We start from the raw sequence: 18,914 nt of genomic DNA, 5'->3' as shown, positions 1-18,914 counted from the left end.
TTTACTCCTTATTGATTTGTGGTTGGCCGTAGGCTCAGGTATAGCGTTGATAGAGGGGGGAGTGTTAATTCAATAGAATGATCATAACCATGAGCCTTAATGGGTTGGGTCATAATGTGGGAGGTCGATTGGGTTTCTTTCCCCCCATAGAGTTGCTCGCTTGTGTTTAATAAAATTTGGTATCGACCCGCTTGTTTGACGCCGATACGATAATGAGGGCGAGTTACAGGTGTAAAATGACTGATCACGAGCAGTGGATCTCCATTTTCTGCATAGCGAATAAATGCAAAAACGGCGTTGTCATCGTCATCGACGATCACCCATTCAAAGCTTTTTTCATGGTGATCATTATCGTAAAGTGCCGGCGTATTACGGTAAATTAAATTGAGAACTTTCACCAAGCGTTGCACACCAGAGTGTGGGCTAGTTGGAATATCAATTAGGTGCCAATCAAGTTCACTATCATGATCCCATTCGCGCCATTGGGCTATCTCCCCACCCATAAAAAGTAATTTTTTGCCAGGATGCGCCCACATAAATCCATAATAGGCTCGTAGGGTGGCAAATTTCTGTTCGGGCGTACCTGACATTTTGCGTAATAGCGACCCTTTGCCATGCACCACTTCATCATGGGATAAAGGGAGTATGTAGTTTTCAGCCCATGCGTACATGACACTAAATGTCATTTTGTTGTGATGATATTTTCGGGCGAGTGGATCGAGTTGTAGATAACTTAAGGTGTCATGCATCCACCCCATATTCCATTTGTAGTTAAAACCGAGTCCACCAAGGGATGGCGGCAAGGTAACGCCCGAAAAGTCTGTCGACTCTTCAGCTGCCATGAGGCTATTAGGCTGGATTTTATGCAATCGCTCGTTGGTCTCTTGTAAGAAGCTAACGGCTTCGAGATTAATATTGCCTCCGTATTCATTGGCAATCCATTCGCCGTCAGGACGGCTATAATCACGATAAATCATGGAAGCAACAGCATCGACGCGTAAGCCATCAAAACCAAAGCGATCAACCCAATATATCGCGTTATCAGATAAAAACTGACGCACTTCACGGCTACGGTAGTCGTAGATCAGAGTATTCCAGTCACGGTGTTTGCCTTCTTTTGGGTCAGCGTATTCATAAAGTGGCGTCCCATCAAAATTGGCGAGTCCACTGCTATCAGAAGGAAAATGGCCAGGTACCCAATCAAGAATAACATTGATACCGAGCTTGTGTGCTTTATCAATAAAATCAATTAAATCTTGAGGAGAACCAAAGCGGCTGGTAGGGGAATAAATCCCCAATGGCTGATAGCCCCAAGAGCCATCAAAAGGGTGTTCACTAATGGGCAATATCTCTAGGTGGGTGAACCCCATTTCTTTGACATAAGGCAGTAATGTGTCTGCTAACTCACTGTAACTTAACCATGTTGTGCCATTATGTGAGCGACGCCAAGAGCCAAGGTGAACTTCATAGATTGAAATAGGGGCATTACGTTGGTTCGCCTGAATTTGTTGCGGTGTAGGTATAGATTTTTTGGGCAGTGGAGAAATGATGGATGTGGTATCTGGCCGTAATTGGCTACGAAAAGCATAAGGGTCAGATTTTAATTGGAGTTGCCCCTTTGCATCTAATATTTCATATTGATAGTGAGTACCAGCATGGATAGCAGGAAGAAATATTTCCCAGATACCGCTTTCTGGATGGTAGCGCATTGGATAGCGACGACCATCCCAAAAATTAAATTCACCCACCACTGAAACCCGTTGTGCATTTGGTGCCCACACACAAAAATGGGTACCTAAGATATCATCCAACTGCTTGATATGTGCACCTAATACCTCAAATGAGCACGTTTGAGGAGAACCTTGAGTATTCGATTCATGGAGTAATGTGCCGAAACGATAAGGGTCTTCAATGATTTGTTGCGAGTCACCCCAGTCAACCTGCAAGATATAGGTAAAGTTAGCATCTAAGTCTGCTGCGTCACCAACAAAAAAACCACGTGGGTCAACGCGTGATAATTGAATGACAGGGGCTGCGGTTAGCCTGTCAAGGACGGTGACTTGCTGAGCATTGGGTAGTAATACTCGAAAATATGTTTTTCTCCCTTGCTGATGCATACCTAAGAAGGAGAAAGGGTCACGATAATTTCCGGCAAAGAGTTGATCAACGATCAGAGCTTGAGTTGAGGATACCTTCGTTTCTTTCATTACCTCTCCTGAATCAAAGCAGTCGGGGCTAACAGTCTTCTATTATAGTTCTCATTATGAACGATAGAATGATATTTATTGTTTCATGCTCATCATTTTCTAGTGATACTGAAAATTATTTTGATCATATAAGGATGATCTAGGGTATTCAGATACTTTTTATTTATTATTATTCTGCACATGTATTATTCAAATGTAACAGCAACTAATTCTGATATATCAAAACATTGAGTTGGATCAATATCAAGTAAATTAGCGATACTTTATATGCGAAATATGCGAATAAAGCCAACGCGCAATAAAGCTGACGAGTGCTGATGGAAATCATCAAAAATCGATGTATTAAAAATAATCTTTTTTATTATCATAATAATTAGGGGTAAGAAAAGTCAAATATAATAATCTTTAAAATTCATTAAGTTAAGTTGATTCTATTTAAGATGCTCACCATTGAACATTCTCATCATTTAATGATGATAATGTTAATATCTAATTAAGAATAAATTTTGAAATTAATAATGCTAAATGGAATTCTCTATTGCTTTATTAGCATTAGTTCGTAAATATAAGGGCAGTGATTAATAAAGCGTGAGACCCTGAGAGTTATTATGGATCAACCTACAAATTCAGCAGAAACCAATCAAAAAACGAAGAAAGAAACACGTCGAAAAGTGTGGATGGTTATCGCTTCAATTATTATTGTTCTTCTATTTGTTGCCTATGGTGCTTATTGGTTTCTTGTATTACGTTTTCAAGAATATACCGATGATGCCTATGTCTCTGGTGTGCAGGTGCCGATTATTGCGCAAACAACAGGCAACGTGACTCAGGTTAACTTTGAAAATACAGATTTAGTGAAAGCCGGTGATGTGCTGGTGGTTCTTGATAAAACCAATGCACAGTTAGCCTATGAGCAAGCAAAACACGATTTAGCGACCACTGTGCGGAAAACGAAAGAGTTGTATATCAATGGTGATGAGTATTTGGCGCAGATTCAAAAAAATCGTATCTCACTTGCGCAAGCACAAAAAGATTATCAACGAAGAGTTGCTTTGGGTCGCAGTGGCACAATTTCGAAAGAAGATTTACAGCATTCTCAAGAAGCCGTGCAGTTGGCGCAAGCCGCACTGGATATATCCATTCAACAATATAATGCCAACCGTGCCCTGTTGCGTAATACCGAGCTGAAAAAACAACCCGCTATTCAACAGGCGGCTGACAATGTGCGTAATGCATGGATTACCTTGCAACGCACTGAAGTAAAAAGCCCTATTACTGGTTATGTTTCACGCCGTAATGTACAAGTCGGTTCTCAAGTTAGCCCACAAGGTTCTTTGATGGCTGTTGTTCCAGTGCAACCTGTGTGGGTTGATGCCAATTTTAAAGAGACCCAACTTGAGAAGGTGCGTATTGGACAGCCTGTCACTCTAACCAGCGACTTTTATGGTGATGATATTGTGTATACCGGCAAGGTTGTTGGCTTAGATATGGGAACAGGAAGTGCCTTCTCTTTGTTACCCGCACAGAATGCAACGGGCAACTGGATCAAAGTGGTACAGCGTTTACCTGTTCGTGTCGAATTAGAGCCGGAGCAGGTCGCAAAATATCCATTACGTATCGGGCTATCAATGAATGCAACGATTGATATTAAAGACCAAAATGGCCCTGTATTAGCTGAGATTCAGCGTGAAACACCGGCTTTTGAAAGTGACGTATTGGTGTTAAAACTGGCTGATGTCGATGCAGTGATCGACACCATTATTAACGAAAACGCGGATTAGCCCGAAAGGAGTGGCTGTGGCAGATATTCAACCACTAAAGGGCGCAAAGCTGGTATGGGCAACGATTGCATTGTCGTTAGCAACTTTTATGCAGGTGCTAGATTCGACCATTGCTAACGTTGCTATACCAACAATTGCAGGTGATCTCGGTGTTTCTATGTCTCAAGGAACATGGGTTATCACCTCATTTGGGGTTTCTAATGCTATTTCTATCGCGATTTCTGGATTCCTTGCCAAACGGTTTGGAGAAGTCCGCGTTTTCCTATGGGCAACAGCGTTATTCACCGTATTTTCATTACTCTGTGGCTTCTCCGACAGCCTTGGCATGTTAATTTTATTTCGTGTTTTACAAGGTGCTGTCGCAGGGCCTGTGATCCCTCTTTCACAAAGTCTGATTATGCGTTGTTATCCACCCAAAATGCAAAATATGGCGCTGGCATTTTGGTCAATGACAATCATTTTAGCCCCCGTATTTGGCCCTATTTTTGGTGGTTATATCAGTGATAACTTCCATTGGGGCTGGATCTTCTTTATGAACGTACCGTTAGGTATTTTCGTGGTTATCGTCGGTTCTATTATTCTTAAAGGAATGGAATCGAAAGTCGTGAATGTACCGTTTAACGTGATTGGTTTGGCATTACTATCCGTAGGGGTGGGTTGTCTTCAGGTACTACTGGATAAAGGGAAAGAGCTTGGTTGGTTGGCATCGAATGAAATTGTGATTTTAGCGGTTATTTCAGCGATTGCTTTAGTCTTCTTGGTGATTTGGGAACTGACCGACAAAAACCCAGTGGTTGAATTATCCCTTTTTAAATCACGTAACTTCACCATTGGGACGATTTCTGTCAGTTTGGCCTATATGGCTTACTTTGGTGCCATTGTTCTCTTGCCTCAATTATTGCAAGAGGTCTATGGTTATACCGCAACATGGGCTGGATTAGCGCTCGCACCAATTGGTTTATTACCCGTCTTATTTTCTGCGCCCGTTGCTAAGCTATCAGATTTCTTAGATATCCGCTGGATAGTGACGTTTAGCTTTGTGTTTTATGCGATTTGTTTCTTCTGGCGGGCGTATACTTTTGAGCCTAGTATGGGCTTCTCAGCCGTTGTTTGGCCACAATTGGTACAAGGAATGGCGGTTGCCTGTTTCTTTATGCCATTAACCACGTTGACCCTGTCTGGTTTACCGCCAGAGAAACTGGCTTCGGCATCAAGTCTGGCAAACTTTTTCCGTACACTCGCGGGTTCGATAGGCACTTCAATCACAACAACGATGTGGAGTGATAGGGAATCAGTTCACCATAGTCAGTTAACGGAATACATTACAGACTATAATCCAGAATCTTTGCAGATGTATAAAGAGATGGGAGCACATGGTTTAAGCCATGAGCAAACATCGGGTTTCATTGCGCAAGAGATTACTAGCCAAGGGTTAATCATTGCTGCAAATGAAATCTTTTGGTTATGTGGATGGGTATTTATCGGGCTGATTATTACCGTGTGGTTTGCTAAGCCACCATTTGGTAATAAGGCTTAAGTGCATAAAATAAGGGCGTGAATGTATCACGCCCTTATTGTTTTGAATATTAGGGATAAACAATATTCAGGGTGGCTGTTGTTTTTAGGGTGCCTTGGCTGGCTTTATGCGGATCCCAAGCGTAATAGTAAACGGCCATAGGGATACTAAAGTTCGGTTCTAACTGACCCCCCGCATTCACATAGAATAATGATGTTGCATGACCACGAGCGTTTGGGTTTTGTGAAATCACGATAGGGTTATTTGGATTACTGGTTTTAACTAAGCGTAGACCGATACCTTGGGCCGCATTGGCTGTTTTATCAATCAACACGGTATTATCTGAGCTGAGCAGATTATTGCTAGATAAAAAGATATCAATTGCTCGTTCCGCTGTATTATTCGCCCCCCCTAGGTTTTCACAACGCATATTTAATGCAAATGGGGTATAGCCTGCCTGTGACTCATTAATGACTTGATGACGGCTGAGTGTTGGTAATGTCACAACAAGGCCTGCATTTTGAAAAGCGCAAGTGGTAAGTTTAGGCGCATATTTCAATATTAGCGGCTGGCCGTACATATCTTGGTCATCGTAAGGCCAATTAAACCCATTAAACAACCATTGCAGGATCTTAATAATTTGCTTAACAGGCCATAGTACAATGTCAAAAAATGACATGCCACTTAAGTCTGTAACAAATAAAATATCATGCAGATGAGCAGTATGACCGGCAATCAGGGTGCCTTGTTTGGGTTCAAGGGTAAATTTAATCGTTACTGGAGTATTAAGTTCAGAGGCATTGTGGCGACCTGAGTTCTTCAGTTTTCTATTTGGGATATCATTAATGATTTGTGCTCTGACATGATATTTCCCATTCATGAAACTCAAAATCGTCGCATATTGGTTATCGGTATTGAGAATTTTGGTATAACCGAACTCGCTGTTACGAGTGGAACAATTGAAGCTACCCACATACTGGGTTGATATTGTGGTGGTCCATTCTGGCGTAGCGGAGGTTAGTTTATCGGACAAATCAATACTGATCGGCGAGGCATAGCGAATACCTCCACCTCCCTCATGACAAATTGCTTGGCTATAACCACTAAATGCAATCAAGACTAAAAAAAGAAAATGTTTCATCATGACATTCATCTCGTTATTGGCAAACGCCAGTTATGCCATCAAGGTTGTCAGGCAGATTGTGAATGGTGCAAGTACCATTATTCAGCCGAATAATGACCGACTTAGGAAAGGTTTCTGCTTTTAAATACAGCATGCTGGCTTGCCCTACATAACCCAAGGCTTCGCCTTGAAGGTCAGTAACTTCCGCGCCAAAAGGAAGCGCACTGCCATTTTTTTGTACTGCACGACTGATCCAAGAAGAACGGGTATCTGTTTTAAATTTAATTAAATTCACCGAGCCTTCTATCGGGGCACTATTCGCAATATTACCAATAACTTCAGCACCTTGAGTATTTTCTGTATTTGACAGAGTGATGGTGTTTTTACGATAAGGGGTTGCATAAGGCACCAATGCCAACCCTTCTTTATTGGTAATAATACTTTGGTCACCATTGACCATGAGTCCTTGCGCTTTGGGGGCTTTCACAATGGTCATTGTGTTACCAATCTCATTGGAGGCAAGAAGTTCCCAAGGTATGGCAACTAGGCTACCACGAGCGTTTAGACCGGTTTGGCGATAGTCATTAGATTCACTTATAGAGCTACCAATAGTGGAGATATTTGAACGATAAGCAACGTTGGCGCTTGCCATATTTTGGCCGCCTTGTTGATTACTTCCAGATAAGGAGTAGCTCAAACGATTTGATTCCAGAGCAGTGCCACTTAGAGACACCGTACTTTGCTGATAACGAGAGTCAGTCGCCGTGAATCCCGTACTCACCCACATATCATTATCAAACAAAGAGAGCGGGAAGCTAATTGAAACATAATAGCGATTTTCTTCTTTGCCTTTGCCATCGCGTACTCGGCTTGCTGAAAGAGAGTAACTCATATTTGCATAGGCGTTTGAATAACCTAATTGATATTCACGCGTGGTTGGGGTGGTTGACCAATAGTCTCGTTGAGAACCCGAAATATATAAGGTTCCCCAATTTTCTGGTAAACGTTGGTTAAGATTAATGGTGAACGTATTCTTAGGGCGTACGCCACGCATAGAATCCCATGTATTCATATCAAAAACAGGTGCTTCACGATTAGGTTGCGTTTCTGACTGCTGTTTTTCTATGGTTTCTTGATAAAGGCGATACCCTTCATGAGCATGGATAGCGTCACTGAAACTATAGTAACCTTTCGTGGAATAACGATAGGCTGCTAAGGTAAAGTTTGTGGCGGTTGTATTTAAAAATTTACTGTATGACACCCTCATACTTTGACCTGTTTGAGTATCACTAGGTAGCTTCGTTTTGGCATGGGTGATATCAACGGCGACCGCACCAATAGGAAAATTCCAGCCAGAACCCAGCAAATAAGCTTGATAATCTTCACTGGCGATAACGCCGGTATAACCCGTGATTAAGTTATTAAAGCCATATTCGAAAGTGCCTTGGAAGAACTTCGGCTGATAGCTACCATTTTCTTGATTAACTTTACCTGCGAGTAGTGCGTAGTTACTGACGCCTTCTTTTAGCATGCCAGGTACAGCGGAGAAAGGGACGGTGAAGGACTGTTCTTGGCCGTCAGCTTCTTTCACAATGACTAATAAGTCACCCGCAGACCCTGTTGGCTGAATATTATCAATGGTAAATTGCCCTGGTGGAACGTTTTCTTGATAAATCACACTGCCGTTTTGCATCACCTTGACGAGGGCGTTAGTTTGCGCAACACCTCTGACAATCGGGGCGAATCCCTGTTGTGAGGTTGGGCGCATATTAATATCTGACGCGAATGAAGCCCCTCGGACACGCACTGAGTCAAATAATGTGCCTTGAGAGTAGAAATCTCCAGCAATAAAATTTGATTTATAGGATGGTAAAGCTTTACGTAGGTAGCGGGTGTTATTCTGCCATTTTAGATCATTGCCTGCATGTTTACGGACTGAGCTGCTATCACGAAATTGCCAAGAACTGAAGTTGATCCCGGATTCAAGGCCAGCATAAAAGTCATCACTGGATGATGTGTCGCCACGTTTATTATGCGTTTTATAGTATGTTGTATTATATGAAAGCATCGCAGCGGGTATGCCATTCTCCCAAAATTCAGGGGGAACGTAGCCCGCTTCCGTGCGTAATAGGAAGCTTTGTGGAATAGACATTTTGATGCTTAATGTACTGACATCAACATCAAAGCTACCCCCTTGAACTAATTGTTCTAATGAATAATTTTGTTGCTCACTCGTGCTTTCAGGTAACTTGATACCTAACAACGACGCTTCATGTTTGCTAAGCAACACTTGATTGTTATCGTTGGTAAACACAAAGGAATAGCGCCCTTTCCAGTCACCATTAATAAAAACGTCCATTTCTTGGGTGCCTGCTGGCATGCTTTGTTCTTCATAAAAGCGAGACAGGTCTGATTTCGCAGAATCACCAGCGAGTAAAGAGGTATCAAAGCTGACCCCCCAACTTTTTGATGTTCCAAGAACGAGAAAAGCGAAAAATAGGCTTTTATGGCAGCCAAACAACGTCATTATTACTGATTCTCTTATTTTTATTTTGCAATCACAGCTTTATGTTTATAGGCACCTAAGTCATCGACGTACAGCAAACGATAATTTTGGCCTGCAATGACATTCGTTTTAGCGGGCGCTAAAACCTGATCAAAAGGATTAATCATGAGGGAATCCGATAACATTTTCTGACCTTTTCGATCATCAATATTCGCGATGGTGACATAATAAGGGCTATTATTCGTGATAAGGAAACCCCGATTTTCGGCCTTAACAGAAATACTCTCAAGAGCTTCATCCACTCCCGCTTGTAAATGTGTTGGGCGATAGAAAAGCTTAATACGCGTTTTGATCGCAAGCTGCATGGTATTTTTACCTTGCAGATGCTCTGGGGTCGGTGGAATATCTAATATATTTAAATAAAAAACCGATTCGCGATCAGTTGGTAAAGAGGCTGGCAATTTTTTTATACGTAATTGTTGCCCTGCATTACCAGACACTTTCACAACTGGTGGTGAAAGTAAGAAAGGCACATTTGCGGTTTCAGGGGTTGAATCGATATCACCATCATCAATCCATGACTGAACTAAGGCTGGGTCATTCCCATTATTAATTAATTGCACGACTGTTTCGTTATTTTTTTCAGGATAAATAACGCGGGTGCCATTCACAACGATATTAGCAAATGCAGTATGACTACTAATAAGTAAGGATAGAAAGATAAATAATCGCATAATAATCAACTCAGAAATAGCCAAGTTAAAAAGATAACTTGGCTATTTGGGGAAATAATTACAGATATGAAATGGTGTAAGTTACGTTAGAGCTTAAGCTACCGACTCTTGCTGGTAGAGCATTAGTTTTATAGTAATAGATATCTAATGCTAAAGTGTCAGTTTTAGAATCATTGCCTTTGATATCAGTCACTAATGGTTGGTTTAATAACAGAGGGATTTGGTCTGTTGTTTTAGTAATAGCGAAACCAACGTTACGAGAAACACTGGTGTCATTTTCATTAACAGTGGTGTTTTGTAGATATTTACCATCAGTAGAAATATTATTTGCAGAAGAGAAATAAATTTTCAATGGAGTATCTGCTACACCGCTAGCAGAAGTACAGTTAGAGAAAGTAAGTGCGACTGTTTTTTTGTTTTTAGTAATAATACCTTGCTCAGTGCCAGCATCTTCAACAGTGATTGGGTTTAATGCAACAGTGAAATCTGCACTTTTACCACCGTTGATAGTACAAGTTGTATCTGTGATCGCGCCACTAAAGTTAATTACACCACCAGCTGCGCTATCAGCAGCCAGTGCTGGTGTAGCAGACAGAATTAATGCTGTAGCAGCCGATAATGCAAATTTGTTATTCATTTTCTTCTCCGAGAAAAGCTGTATATAGGTTAATAACGGTACATGGCGAAGTTTTTAAATTCTATTTAAATAAAAATAGAACGCTAAACTGGCCAGTTAAAAAATATTTATTAATTATGTGAAGTTTAAATAAAAGAAATACAAAACTATGCCTTTTAGTAAAGGAGTTTTTATATTTAGGCTGTATTTAAACTTCAGGGTAATTTGATTTATATCAAATTTGGCTGGACGCTATTATACGTGTAATCATTTGTTTAAAAAGAGGGTAAATATTACTCACATTAGATTTAAAAATTAAATATCGAGATAAGCTCAGAAAAGGTTGCAGATTACGTGTAAAAAGGCGAATTTAGAAATGAGACTGGAGTTTTATTTTGTAAATTTATATATTTCGGCATTATATATATTTTTTATCTATAAAGGTAGGGTTAAAAACTTGTTACCAAGTGTTTCGTTCTGTCATTTTATGTTTTTTTATTGATTTTAAATCAAAGTGTTATGTCAAATACTACTTTAGTAGTATTACGTTAATTATATAACTGCATGAAATTTTTCGAAAATTAATATATCAATAATTTTATTTATAACATCTTTTTTATCTTTATAAATGAATTTCTTGGAATAAATTTTTATTCTATTTGATAACAATTCACATTAAGAATAATTGTTAATAAATATATTCACCAGTGAAAATATTTTTTTAACGTAAACAACCGGCTATGAATGAGCAATAATTAAGCAAGCTAAGTTTTTACCTATTAATGTAATAGGCAAAAACGTATTATAACCTTAAAAATAATAAGGTTATATGCGTATGAAGTTGTCGAAATAGCATGACTAACTTCAAATTTATTTTTCAAAAAGCGATGACTAAACTTTTACTTAATTAACTATCGGCAAAAAATCAATTAACTTTATTATTTATTTACTTTTTTCTCTCAATAGTCAGTGAATGAGTCGGGCGCTTTGCACGGTACATTCACTGAAACGTGATGACTTATCATGTATGGCGATAATATAGTCGATAAGTTGAGAGACTTATTTTGAGCAGATCTTATTAAAAATGCTTATATAAGATAATCGGAATAGTATCAATCTCATAATGATTCGTTTGACAATTAATCATTATTGCTTGTTGATGGTCAGAAAAAGCACTCTATTTTGAGTGCTTATGGATGGCGATAAAACTTATAGCGCTGATTTTGGAATAATGCCTTCAAATTCAAGTTTTGGCCGGTTTGGCTCTTCTTCTTTTAAGGGGGATACTTCTTTAAGCGTTTGTTGGCAACGAGCCACTAAGTTTTGATAATCCACAGTACCGCTGCTTTTCCATGCGATTTCTTTTTCCGAGAGGGTGCGTTGCGCTTTGGCTGGCGTGCCCATGATTAAGGTATTATCGGGAAATATCGCCTCTGCTTTTACAAAGGAACAGGCACCCACAATCGAGTTTTCTCCAATGATGGCACCGTCCATGACAACACTATTCATTCCTACTAACGCATTACGTTTGATATGGCAGCCATGCAAAATTGCGCCATGACCAATATGACCATCCTCTTCAATGATCGTATCGTATTGGGGAAAACCATGCATGACACAGTTATCTTGAACGTTGGCACCATCTTTAATAATTAGGCGACCGAAATCCCCCCGTAAACTTGCATTAGGACCAATATAAACATTTTTGCCAATGATGACGTCACCAATGACAACGGCAGTTGGATGAACAAAACTTTCAGGACTGACAACTGGCGTGATGCCGTCTATTTGATAAAAAGGCATATTGAGTTCACTCCTATTTGTTTTTAGCATGACTATGCTGCGATTTCTTTTAAAATACCGCCAAAACGTCGGAAGTAGAGTGTCGTTGGTTGCGGTAATTCTCCTACGGTTGTTTCACATATTTCGCTAACGTATCGTGTTGCGGCCAGCTCAATGCGCTGATAAATATTGATACACAGATTACGTGCTATTTGTCCTTCCCACTGTGCTGGAAGCAGCTCATCAGGTAATAGTGGGTCTTTTAAAATGACTCGGCGGTAAAAGTGGATCAGTAATAAGCGTAGCTGAAAACATTGCTCGGGTGATATTTGCTCATCAGATAATTCTTTCAGCAATAAGGCGAGTGGCCGAAATAGCACAATGAATTGATGGTAGTGTTCAGCAACTTCCTGTAATGACCAGCTATCAGAAACGAGGTTTTTCAGATTTTTTCTGAACGAGTATAGGGATAATCCGCTCGAAAATAGATCACCTCTTCACTGGCATTGAGCTCACTGAGTAGAGAAGGGATATCACTTTGAGCACTGCTGGGAGCCGCCATTAATGAGGTGCTAAATTGGCCAAACCCTAACCAACTTAACTCTTTTTTTAACCGAGCTTTTTCGTCTTTATCTGCGGCTTCAAGCAGTAATAAATCCCATTTTCCATCCCAATTTGGCTGCTCACTTTGATAGATTTTACTCTCAGCGTGGCGAAATTGGTTTTGTCCACGTTCAGATATTCGATAATAGCTACGGCGACCGATTTTCTCTGCGTCAAGCCAACCTTCTTTTTGTAGACGGAATACAGACGTACGGACAAAGCGATCTGTGAAGCCCATCGGCTCTAGTAATTGGGTTAAGCTACCCAACCATATTTCCCCGCCACGATGGTGCAAGGCATCGCCATACAGCGAGATAATCAGGGATGTTCCACTAATGGGTTGGCTCGTTAGCGCATGCTGTATAAATTGATCAAGTTTAGTTTCCATTTTTTTATTATCCATTGAATATCTGTATCAAAAGCATGAGTGAATAGTAGACAAAAACAGCTGATTTGTCTTCTATTTGCTATACAGAGGCTGACTGTGATAGGAAACTGAGATTGAGGCACTTTTAGGTATTATCCGCAATAAAGTGCCTCAATAAGATGAATTATATGGCAATCCTTGTATCAATGACTCGAGTTGCTTTACCTTGAGAGCGCGGAATATCGCCACAATTAACAATACTAATCTGGGTACTAACACCTACCATTGATTTAATGCGATGCTTAAGATTATGGCAAATATTACAGCGTTCATCATAGTTGAGTATGTCAGGTTGTTTTAATTCAACGCGAATAGCCAAGCTATCCATATTACCTTTACGACTGATTTCGAGTTGATAATGTGGAGAGAGCTCTTTGAATTGCATAATTTGCTCTTCGATTTGTGAAGGGAACACATTGACCCCACGAATAATCATCATATCGTCAGAACGACCGGTAATTTTTCCAATACGGCGCATATTGCGATTGATGCCAGGCATTAAATGCGTCAGATCTCGAGTTCGGTAGCGAATAACAGGCATTGCTTCCTTTGTTAAGGTAGTAAATACTAACTCACCTTGATCACCCGGCGAGAGGGCTTGCAGTGTTTCTGGCGAAATAATTTCAGGATAAAAATGATCTTCCCAAATGGTTGGCCCACTTTCTCCCGCATCGGCGCATTCCATGGCAACGCCCGGCCCCATCACTTCGGATAATCCATAGATATCTAAGGCTTTAATTCCTAAACGCGTTTCGATTTCTGTTCTTAATGCTTCTGTCCATGGTTCAGCACCAAACACGCCCAATCTTAGTGAGCACTTACTTGCATCACCACCCATGATTTTCTCTAGTTCATCAATAATACTTAAGCAGTAAGATGGGGTCACCATGATCACATCAGGTTTGAAATCTGCGATCAACTGAGCTTGTTTCTCTGTTTGTCCTCCCGACATGGGAATCACAGCCGCACCAAGACGTTCAGCGCCATAATGGGCACCAAGACCGCCCGTAAATAAGCCATAACCATAGGCGACGTGGATTTTATCCCCTTTCGTGGCCCCAGCAGAACGGAGACTGCGCGCAATGAGGTCCGCCCAGTTATCAATATCTTGTTGTGTGTAACCGACAACAGTTGGGCGTCCTGTCGTACCTGACGATGCATGGATACGGATGATTTGATCCATCGGTACAGCAAAGGTATCAAATGGATAATTTTCACGTAAATCTTGTTTTGTCGTATAAGGGAATTTTTCGATATCACTGAGTTGCTTGAAATCATCAGGATGAACGCCCGCAGCATCAAATTTTTTGCGATACATTGGCACATTCTCGTAAGCGTGAGTGAGTGTCCACTTCAGTCTAGAGAGTTGCAATGCCTCGATTTCATCTCTTGAAGCAAACTCAATTGGATTAATCATGTGTTGCTGAGTATGGGGTAGTGTGCTCATATTTGCTAGTCCTTATAATTATTGATATCTGCAGGCTTTAAGTCCTTAATGGCGTATTACCGAGTCAGGACGATATATACTTAAAAACTTAAAGTGAGCGCAGTATTAGCCTGAGCAGGTGTAGGGTTTCAGGCTGTTTTTTATGTTTCTACCTATCATCTATCTGATTGAATTTGTATGACTTTAGGTAAACTAGTTACTTAAACTCGTTCAATAATCATGGCGATCCCTTGACCGACACCAATACACATGGTGCATAGGGCAAAACGTCCTTGTCGGCGATGTAACTCATTGGTGGCGGTGATCGCGAGTCTTGCGCCACTCATACCAAGAGGGTGCCCTAATGAAATAGCGCCACCATTTGGGTTAACCTGTGGTGCATCATCCGGTAGGCCTAATCCTCTGAGTACGGCAAGCGCTTGTGCCGCAAAAGCTTCATTAAGTTCAATGACATCCATTTGTTCGATAGTCAGTCCTGCCATTTTGAGAACTTTTTGGGTGGCAGGTAATGGTCCGATCCCCATAAATCTAGGTTCAACACCACAGGTTGCAGTCGCAATAATGCGCGCTCTAGGGGTTAAGCCCTGGGCTTTAGCGACCTCTTGTGAGGCAATTATTAGTGCGGCTGCACCGTCATTAACGCCAGAGGCATTACCCGCGGTCACGGAACCATTTTCACGAAAAGGTGTTTTAAGTTTTTGTAATTGCTCAATTGTCGTTTCTGGGCGAGGGTGTTCATCGGTGGTGATGGTAATATCGCCTTTGCGGTGCTTAATCGTGACCGGTACGATTTCTTGCGCAAACACACCTTTTTGACGTGCTTGTTCAGTACGTTGCTGGCTACGTAAGGCAAACACATCTTGATCTGTTCGGCTAATTTGGTATTTCTCAGCAACGTTTTCTGCTGTTTCGGGCATCGAATGTGTTGAAAACTGTTGGTCCATGAGAGGGTTGATAAAGCGCCAGCCGATAGTAGTATCGAATATTTGAGCCTGTCTCGAAAAGGCAGACTCTGATTTTCCCATGACAAAAGGGGCGCGACTCATTGACTCTACGCCACCAGCAATCATCAGACCCGCTTCGCCAGCTTTGATACTTCTTGCCGCGAACGCAATTGCATCAAGCCCTGAACCACAGAGACGATTGATTGTTGTTCCAGAAATCGATAACGGTAGACCCGCCAATAAGCCCGCCATTCTCGCGACATTGCGATTATCTTCTCCCGCCTGATTGGCACAGCCTAAGATAATGTCATCGGTGATAGACCAATCTAATTGTGGATGCCTTTCCATTAGGGCCTTTAAGGGGAAGACCGCAAGGTCATCAGGGCGCACAGAGGACAGAGCACCACCATAACGGCCAATTGGGGTTCTGATACCATCACAAATAAAGGCATCTTTCATCATGCTTCTCCTGTTAAACGATGACCTAGGCGATGTGCTCGCCCATAAAACCACGCTAAGGTTTTTCCTTGTTGGTTGATAATTTCGACTTCATAGAAGCCTGTCCGTTTGCCTTGATGCTTTACGTGAGCAATGGCAGTTAGCTTGTCGCCTTCAAAGGCTGGCCGGATAAAATCAATAGAGCAACTTGAGGCTACCGCAGCAAGACCATGGCTGTTGCAGGCATAAGCAAAGGCGGTATCAGCGAGACTAAATAGCTGCCCACCATGGCAAGTTTTATGCCCATTTAACATGTGTGATGAAACAGTCATAGAGAGCTGAGCTTCTCCTTCAGAAACGAGTTCTATCGTCATGCCCATTGCTTTTGCGCATGCATCATCACGGTACATAATCTCTGCTGATTGCTGGGCTAATGTCATGGTGATTTGAGAATTCATTGAATCTCCTTAGCGTCTAACCTGCGCGTTCCAGCAACGAGTTGTCGTAGTAAGGGATTGGCTCGATAACGGCCATCGGCATAAAACTGTGAGAGTTGCTCAAGAGTATGAAGAATATGCTGCCAGCCCAATTCAGTCCCCCAAGCGAGAGGGCCTTTAGGATAATTAACCCCATAGCGCATGGCATTATCGGTATCTTCAGGGGTTGCGATCCCTTTGTTAACAACGTCTAAAGCCTCATTGCATAGCATGGCAACGGTTCGCATGGTCAGTAGACCGGGGTAATCAGGTAACACAATGACGTCCTTGTTTAGCGATTGAAAAAAGGCAATGACATTTTGGTTGTCTTGGACGCTGTTTTGCACTGCACAACTTATCGCGATAGTGGTTGCTTTGGCATAGTCAGCCGATAAATCAAATTGCACCATGCTTTGGTTCATTTTTTGCGCGCGCACAGAAGTTAATTCACCATTCGTTAACATGACAATAACATTGTTAACGAAAAGAGTGGGCGGATTAGGGTTATCTATTTTAGATTCTTCGAGAGGGATCCCGTTTTGCTTTAATAATTGCGCAAATTCAGGGAAACTTTGCCAATTGCCGTGTGCTGTCACTGCCGGTGCATGCGGTAAAATGACTTTCTCGGCGATTGTCGCTTGAGTTAAAGGTTTATTTTCATCGTAATGATAGAAGCCACGACCGGTTTTTCGACCTAAATGGCCCGCTTGTACCAACTCTAATTGTTCAAAGGAGGTTTGAAAGCGAGGATCATAGCCGAATGCTTGGAAAATAGAGTCCGTCACTGCATAGTTGACATCATGACCGATGAGGTCGGTCAATTGTAATGGCCCCATTGAAAATCCACCGGCATCGCGTACAACACTATCGAGTGTTGGCGGATCACCGACTTGCTCTTCAAGTGCACGCATTGTTTCCGCATAGAAAGGACGAGCAACGCGATTAACGATAAAACCCGGTGTTGAACGGCATATAACCGGTGTTTTTCCCCATGATAAAGCTAAACTTTTGAGCTGTTCAATGACCGTGTTGGATGTTTCTCGTCCTCGTATCACTTCAACCAGTTTCATGATAGGCGCAGGATTAAAAAAATGCAGTCCAGCAAAGCGCTCTGGGTATTTGAGTTGGCTGGCGATGGCAGTAATGGAGAGTGATGATGTATTACTGGCAAATAGGGTGTTTTTCTGACAAATCGCTTCTAATTCGCTAAAAATCGACTGTTTTATCGCTAATTTTTCGGCGACAGCTTCAATGACTACTTGAGCTGGCGCTAATTCGGCCATAGTATTAACGAGCGTGATACGCGCAAGCAATTGTTTGGTGGCTTGTGCATCAGCTTTGCCTTGTTGAACGCGTTTATTTAGGCGTTCAGTCAACGAGTGCTTTGCTTGCTCCAGCGCTTGCGGGTTGATGTCAAATAACAGTACGGTATGTCCACAGCTCGCAGCGACCTGTGCGATGCCGATACCCATAGTACCAGCACCAATGACAGCCACGGTGTTGAGTATAAGTGTCATATCAGCGTCCTTTAAATTTAGGTTCGCGTTTATTCAAAAAGGCATCGACTCCTTCACGATAGTCTTCACTACGACCACCTAAACGTTGCAAGTCGCGTTCAAGGTCTAGCTGTTGATCTAAGGTGTTGGTTGCCGCGCTGTAGATCGCTTTTTTAATTAGCCCTAAGCCGTAAGTAGGCTGTGTTGCGAGGTGCTGAGCTAATTTATTGACGGTGGCGGACAGGTCTTCATTTTCTGTCACTTGCCAGATCATGCCCCACTGTAGCGCTTGCTCCGCACTGATTTTGTCGCCTAATAATGCCATTCCCATCGCTCTCGCATGTCCAGCTAGGTGCGGTAAAAACCAGCTACCACCTGAATCAGGAACGAGCCCTAAACGACAGAATGATTGAATAAAACTGGCATTCTTGGCGGCAATAACGATATCTCCTGCTAAAGCAATAGCAGCACCGGCTCCAGCCGCAACACCATTAACTGCACAGATAATCGGTTTGGGTAAGCGGGTTAGCCGACGGATCAGTGGGTTATAAAAAGTCTCAACGGAATAACCTAAATCAGGAGCTTCGGCGCCTACGGAGACATTACGATCGTTTAGATCTTGTCCAGCACAGAAACCCCGGCCTGCGCCTGTAATCACTAAACAGCGTACGGTGTCATCACGTTCAGCAATTTTTATGGCATCACTTAGCTGGTGGTGCATTTCATCATTAAAGCTATTAAGCCTATCAGGACGGTTCAATGTGATGGTGAACACGCCATTTTCCAATGTGGTCAGTATGCTTGGGCTGTTTGGCATT

The 18,914-nt window shown here is 41.9% G+C and carries 13 protein-coding genes and 1 pseudogene; 2 read left to right on the top strand and 12 right to left on the bottom strand.

The window, feature by feature from the left end; translation table 11 throughout:
- Window positions 1-8: 8 nt before the first annotated feature.
- Window positions 9-2,207, bottom strand: coding sequence for a 1,4-alpha-glucan branching protein GlgB (gene glgB / locus O7C57_RS19265; RefSeq protein ID WP_269723455.1), 2,199 nt, complete (start codon window positions 2,205-2,207; stop codon window positions 9-11).
- 608 nt (window positions 2,208-2,815) lie between these two features.
- Between glgB and emrA the strand changes: the two genes are divergently transcribed.
- Window positions 2,816-3,988, top strand: a complete 1,173-nt coding sequence (gene emrA, locus O7C57_RS19260) for a multidrug efflux MFS transporter periplasmic adaptor subunit EmrA (protein ID WP_154623247.1) — start codon at window positions 2,816-2,818, stop codon at window positions 3,986-3,988.
- 16 nt (window positions 3,989-4,004) lie between these two features.
- On the top strand, window positions 4,005-5,525 hold the full coding sequence (locus O7C57_RS19255) for a DHA2 family efflux MFS transporter permease subunit (protein WP_163860509.1): 1,521 nt from the start codon (window positions 4,005-4,007) through the stop codon (window positions 5,523-5,525).
- 49 nt (window positions 5,526-5,574) lie between these two features.
- Here the strand turns inward: O7C57_RS19255 and O7C57_RS19250 are convergent, their stop codons facing one another.
- From O7C57_RS19250 to paaG, 11 genes and pseudogenes are all read right to left on the bottom strand, one after another.
- Window positions 5,575-6,648: a fimbrial protein gene (locus tag O7C57_RS19250; protein ID WP_269723454.1), complete on the bottom strand. Its 1,074-nt coding sequence runs from the start codon at window positions 6,646-6,648 to the stop codon at window positions 5,575-5,577.
- A gap of 13 nt (window positions 6,649-6,661) precedes the next feature.
- Window positions 6,662-9,154, bottom strand: coding sequence for a fimbria/pilus outer membrane usher protein (locus tag O7C57_RS19245; protein ID WP_154623245.1), 2,493 nt, complete (start codon window positions 9,152-9,154; stop codon window positions 6,662-6,664).
- Window positions 9,155-9,174: 20 nt separating this feature from the next.
- Complete coding sequence (locus O7C57_RS19240) at window positions 9,175-9,867, bottom strand: fimbrial biogenesis chaperone (RefSeq protein WP_154623244.1); 693 nt, start codon at window positions 9,865-9,867, stop codon at window positions 9,175-9,177.
- Between the two features lie 58 nt (window positions 9,868-9,925).
- The gene (locus O7C57_RS19235) at window positions 9,926-10,504 is read right to left on the bottom strand and encodes a fimbrial protein (RefSeq protein ID WP_154623243.1); all 579 of its coding nucleotides are present in this window, start codon (window positions 10,502-10,504) and stop codon (window positions 9,926-9,928) included.
- A 1,188-nt stretch (window positions 10,505-11,692) separates the two neighbouring features.
- Window positions 11,693-12,286 carry a phenylacetic acid degradation protein PaaY gene (gene paaY, locus O7C57_RS19230; RefSeq protein WP_163860510.1) on the bottom strand — a complete coding sequence of 198 codons (594 nt, stop codon included), beginning with the start codon at window positions 12,284-12,286 and terminating at the stop codon, window positions 11,693-11,695.
- A 32-nt stretch (window positions 12,287-12,318) separates the two neighbouring features.
- Window positions 12,319-13,256, bottom strand: a pseudogene (gene paaX / locus O7C57_RS19225) (phenylacetic acid degradation operon negative regulatory protein PaaX).
- 163 nt (window positions 13,257-13,419) lie between these two features.
- Entirely contained in the window at window positions 13,420-14,742 is a 1,323-nt protein-coding gene (gene paaK, locus O7C57_RS19220; RefSeq protein WP_154622249.1) for a phenylacetate--CoA ligase PaaK, read from the bottom strand.
- A gap of 200 nt (window positions 14,743-14,942) precedes the next feature.
- On the bottom strand, window positions 14,943-16,145 hold the full coding sequence (pcaF, locus tag O7C57_RS19215; RefSeq protein ID WP_154622252.1) for a 3-oxoadipyl-CoA thiolase: 1,203 nt from the start codon (window positions 16,143-16,145) through the stop codon (window positions 14,943-14,945).
- Window positions 16,145-16,582: a hydroxyphenylacetyl-CoA thioesterase PaaI gene (gene paaI, locus O7C57_RS19210; protein WP_154622248.1), complete on the bottom strand. Its 438-nt coding sequence runs from the start codon at window positions 16,580-16,582 to the stop codon at window positions 16,145-16,147. Before paaI ends, pcaF begins: the two co-directional genes overlap by 1 nt.
- Window positions 16,579-18,117: a 3-hydroxyacyl-CoA dehydrogenase gene (locus tag O7C57_RS19205; protein ID WP_196713905.1), complete on the bottom strand. Its 1,539-nt coding sequence runs from the start codon at window positions 18,115-18,117 to the stop codon at window positions 16,579-16,581. The genes paaI and O7C57_RS19205 overlap by 4 nt, the downstream gene beginning before the upstream one ends.
- A gap of 1 nt (window position 18,118) precedes the next feature.
- Window positions 18,119-18,913 carry a 2-(1,2-epoxy-1,2-dihydrophenyl)acetyl-CoA isomerase PaaG gene (gene paaG, locus O7C57_RS19200; protein ID WP_163860513.1) on the bottom strand — a complete coding sequence of 265 codons (795 nt, stop codon included), beginning with the start codon at window positions 18,911-18,913 and terminating at the stop codon, window positions 18,119-18,121.
- Window position 18,914 lies beyond the last annotated feature (1 nt).

Source organism: Providencia sp. 21OH12SH02B-Prov (assembly GCF_027362595.1).
Taxonomy (GTDB): domain Bacteria; phylum Pseudomonadota; class Gammaproteobacteria; order Enterobacterales; family Enterobacteriaceae; genus Providencia; species Providencia zhejiangensis.
This window is presented reverse-complemented; position numbering and strand designations above follow the sequence as displayed.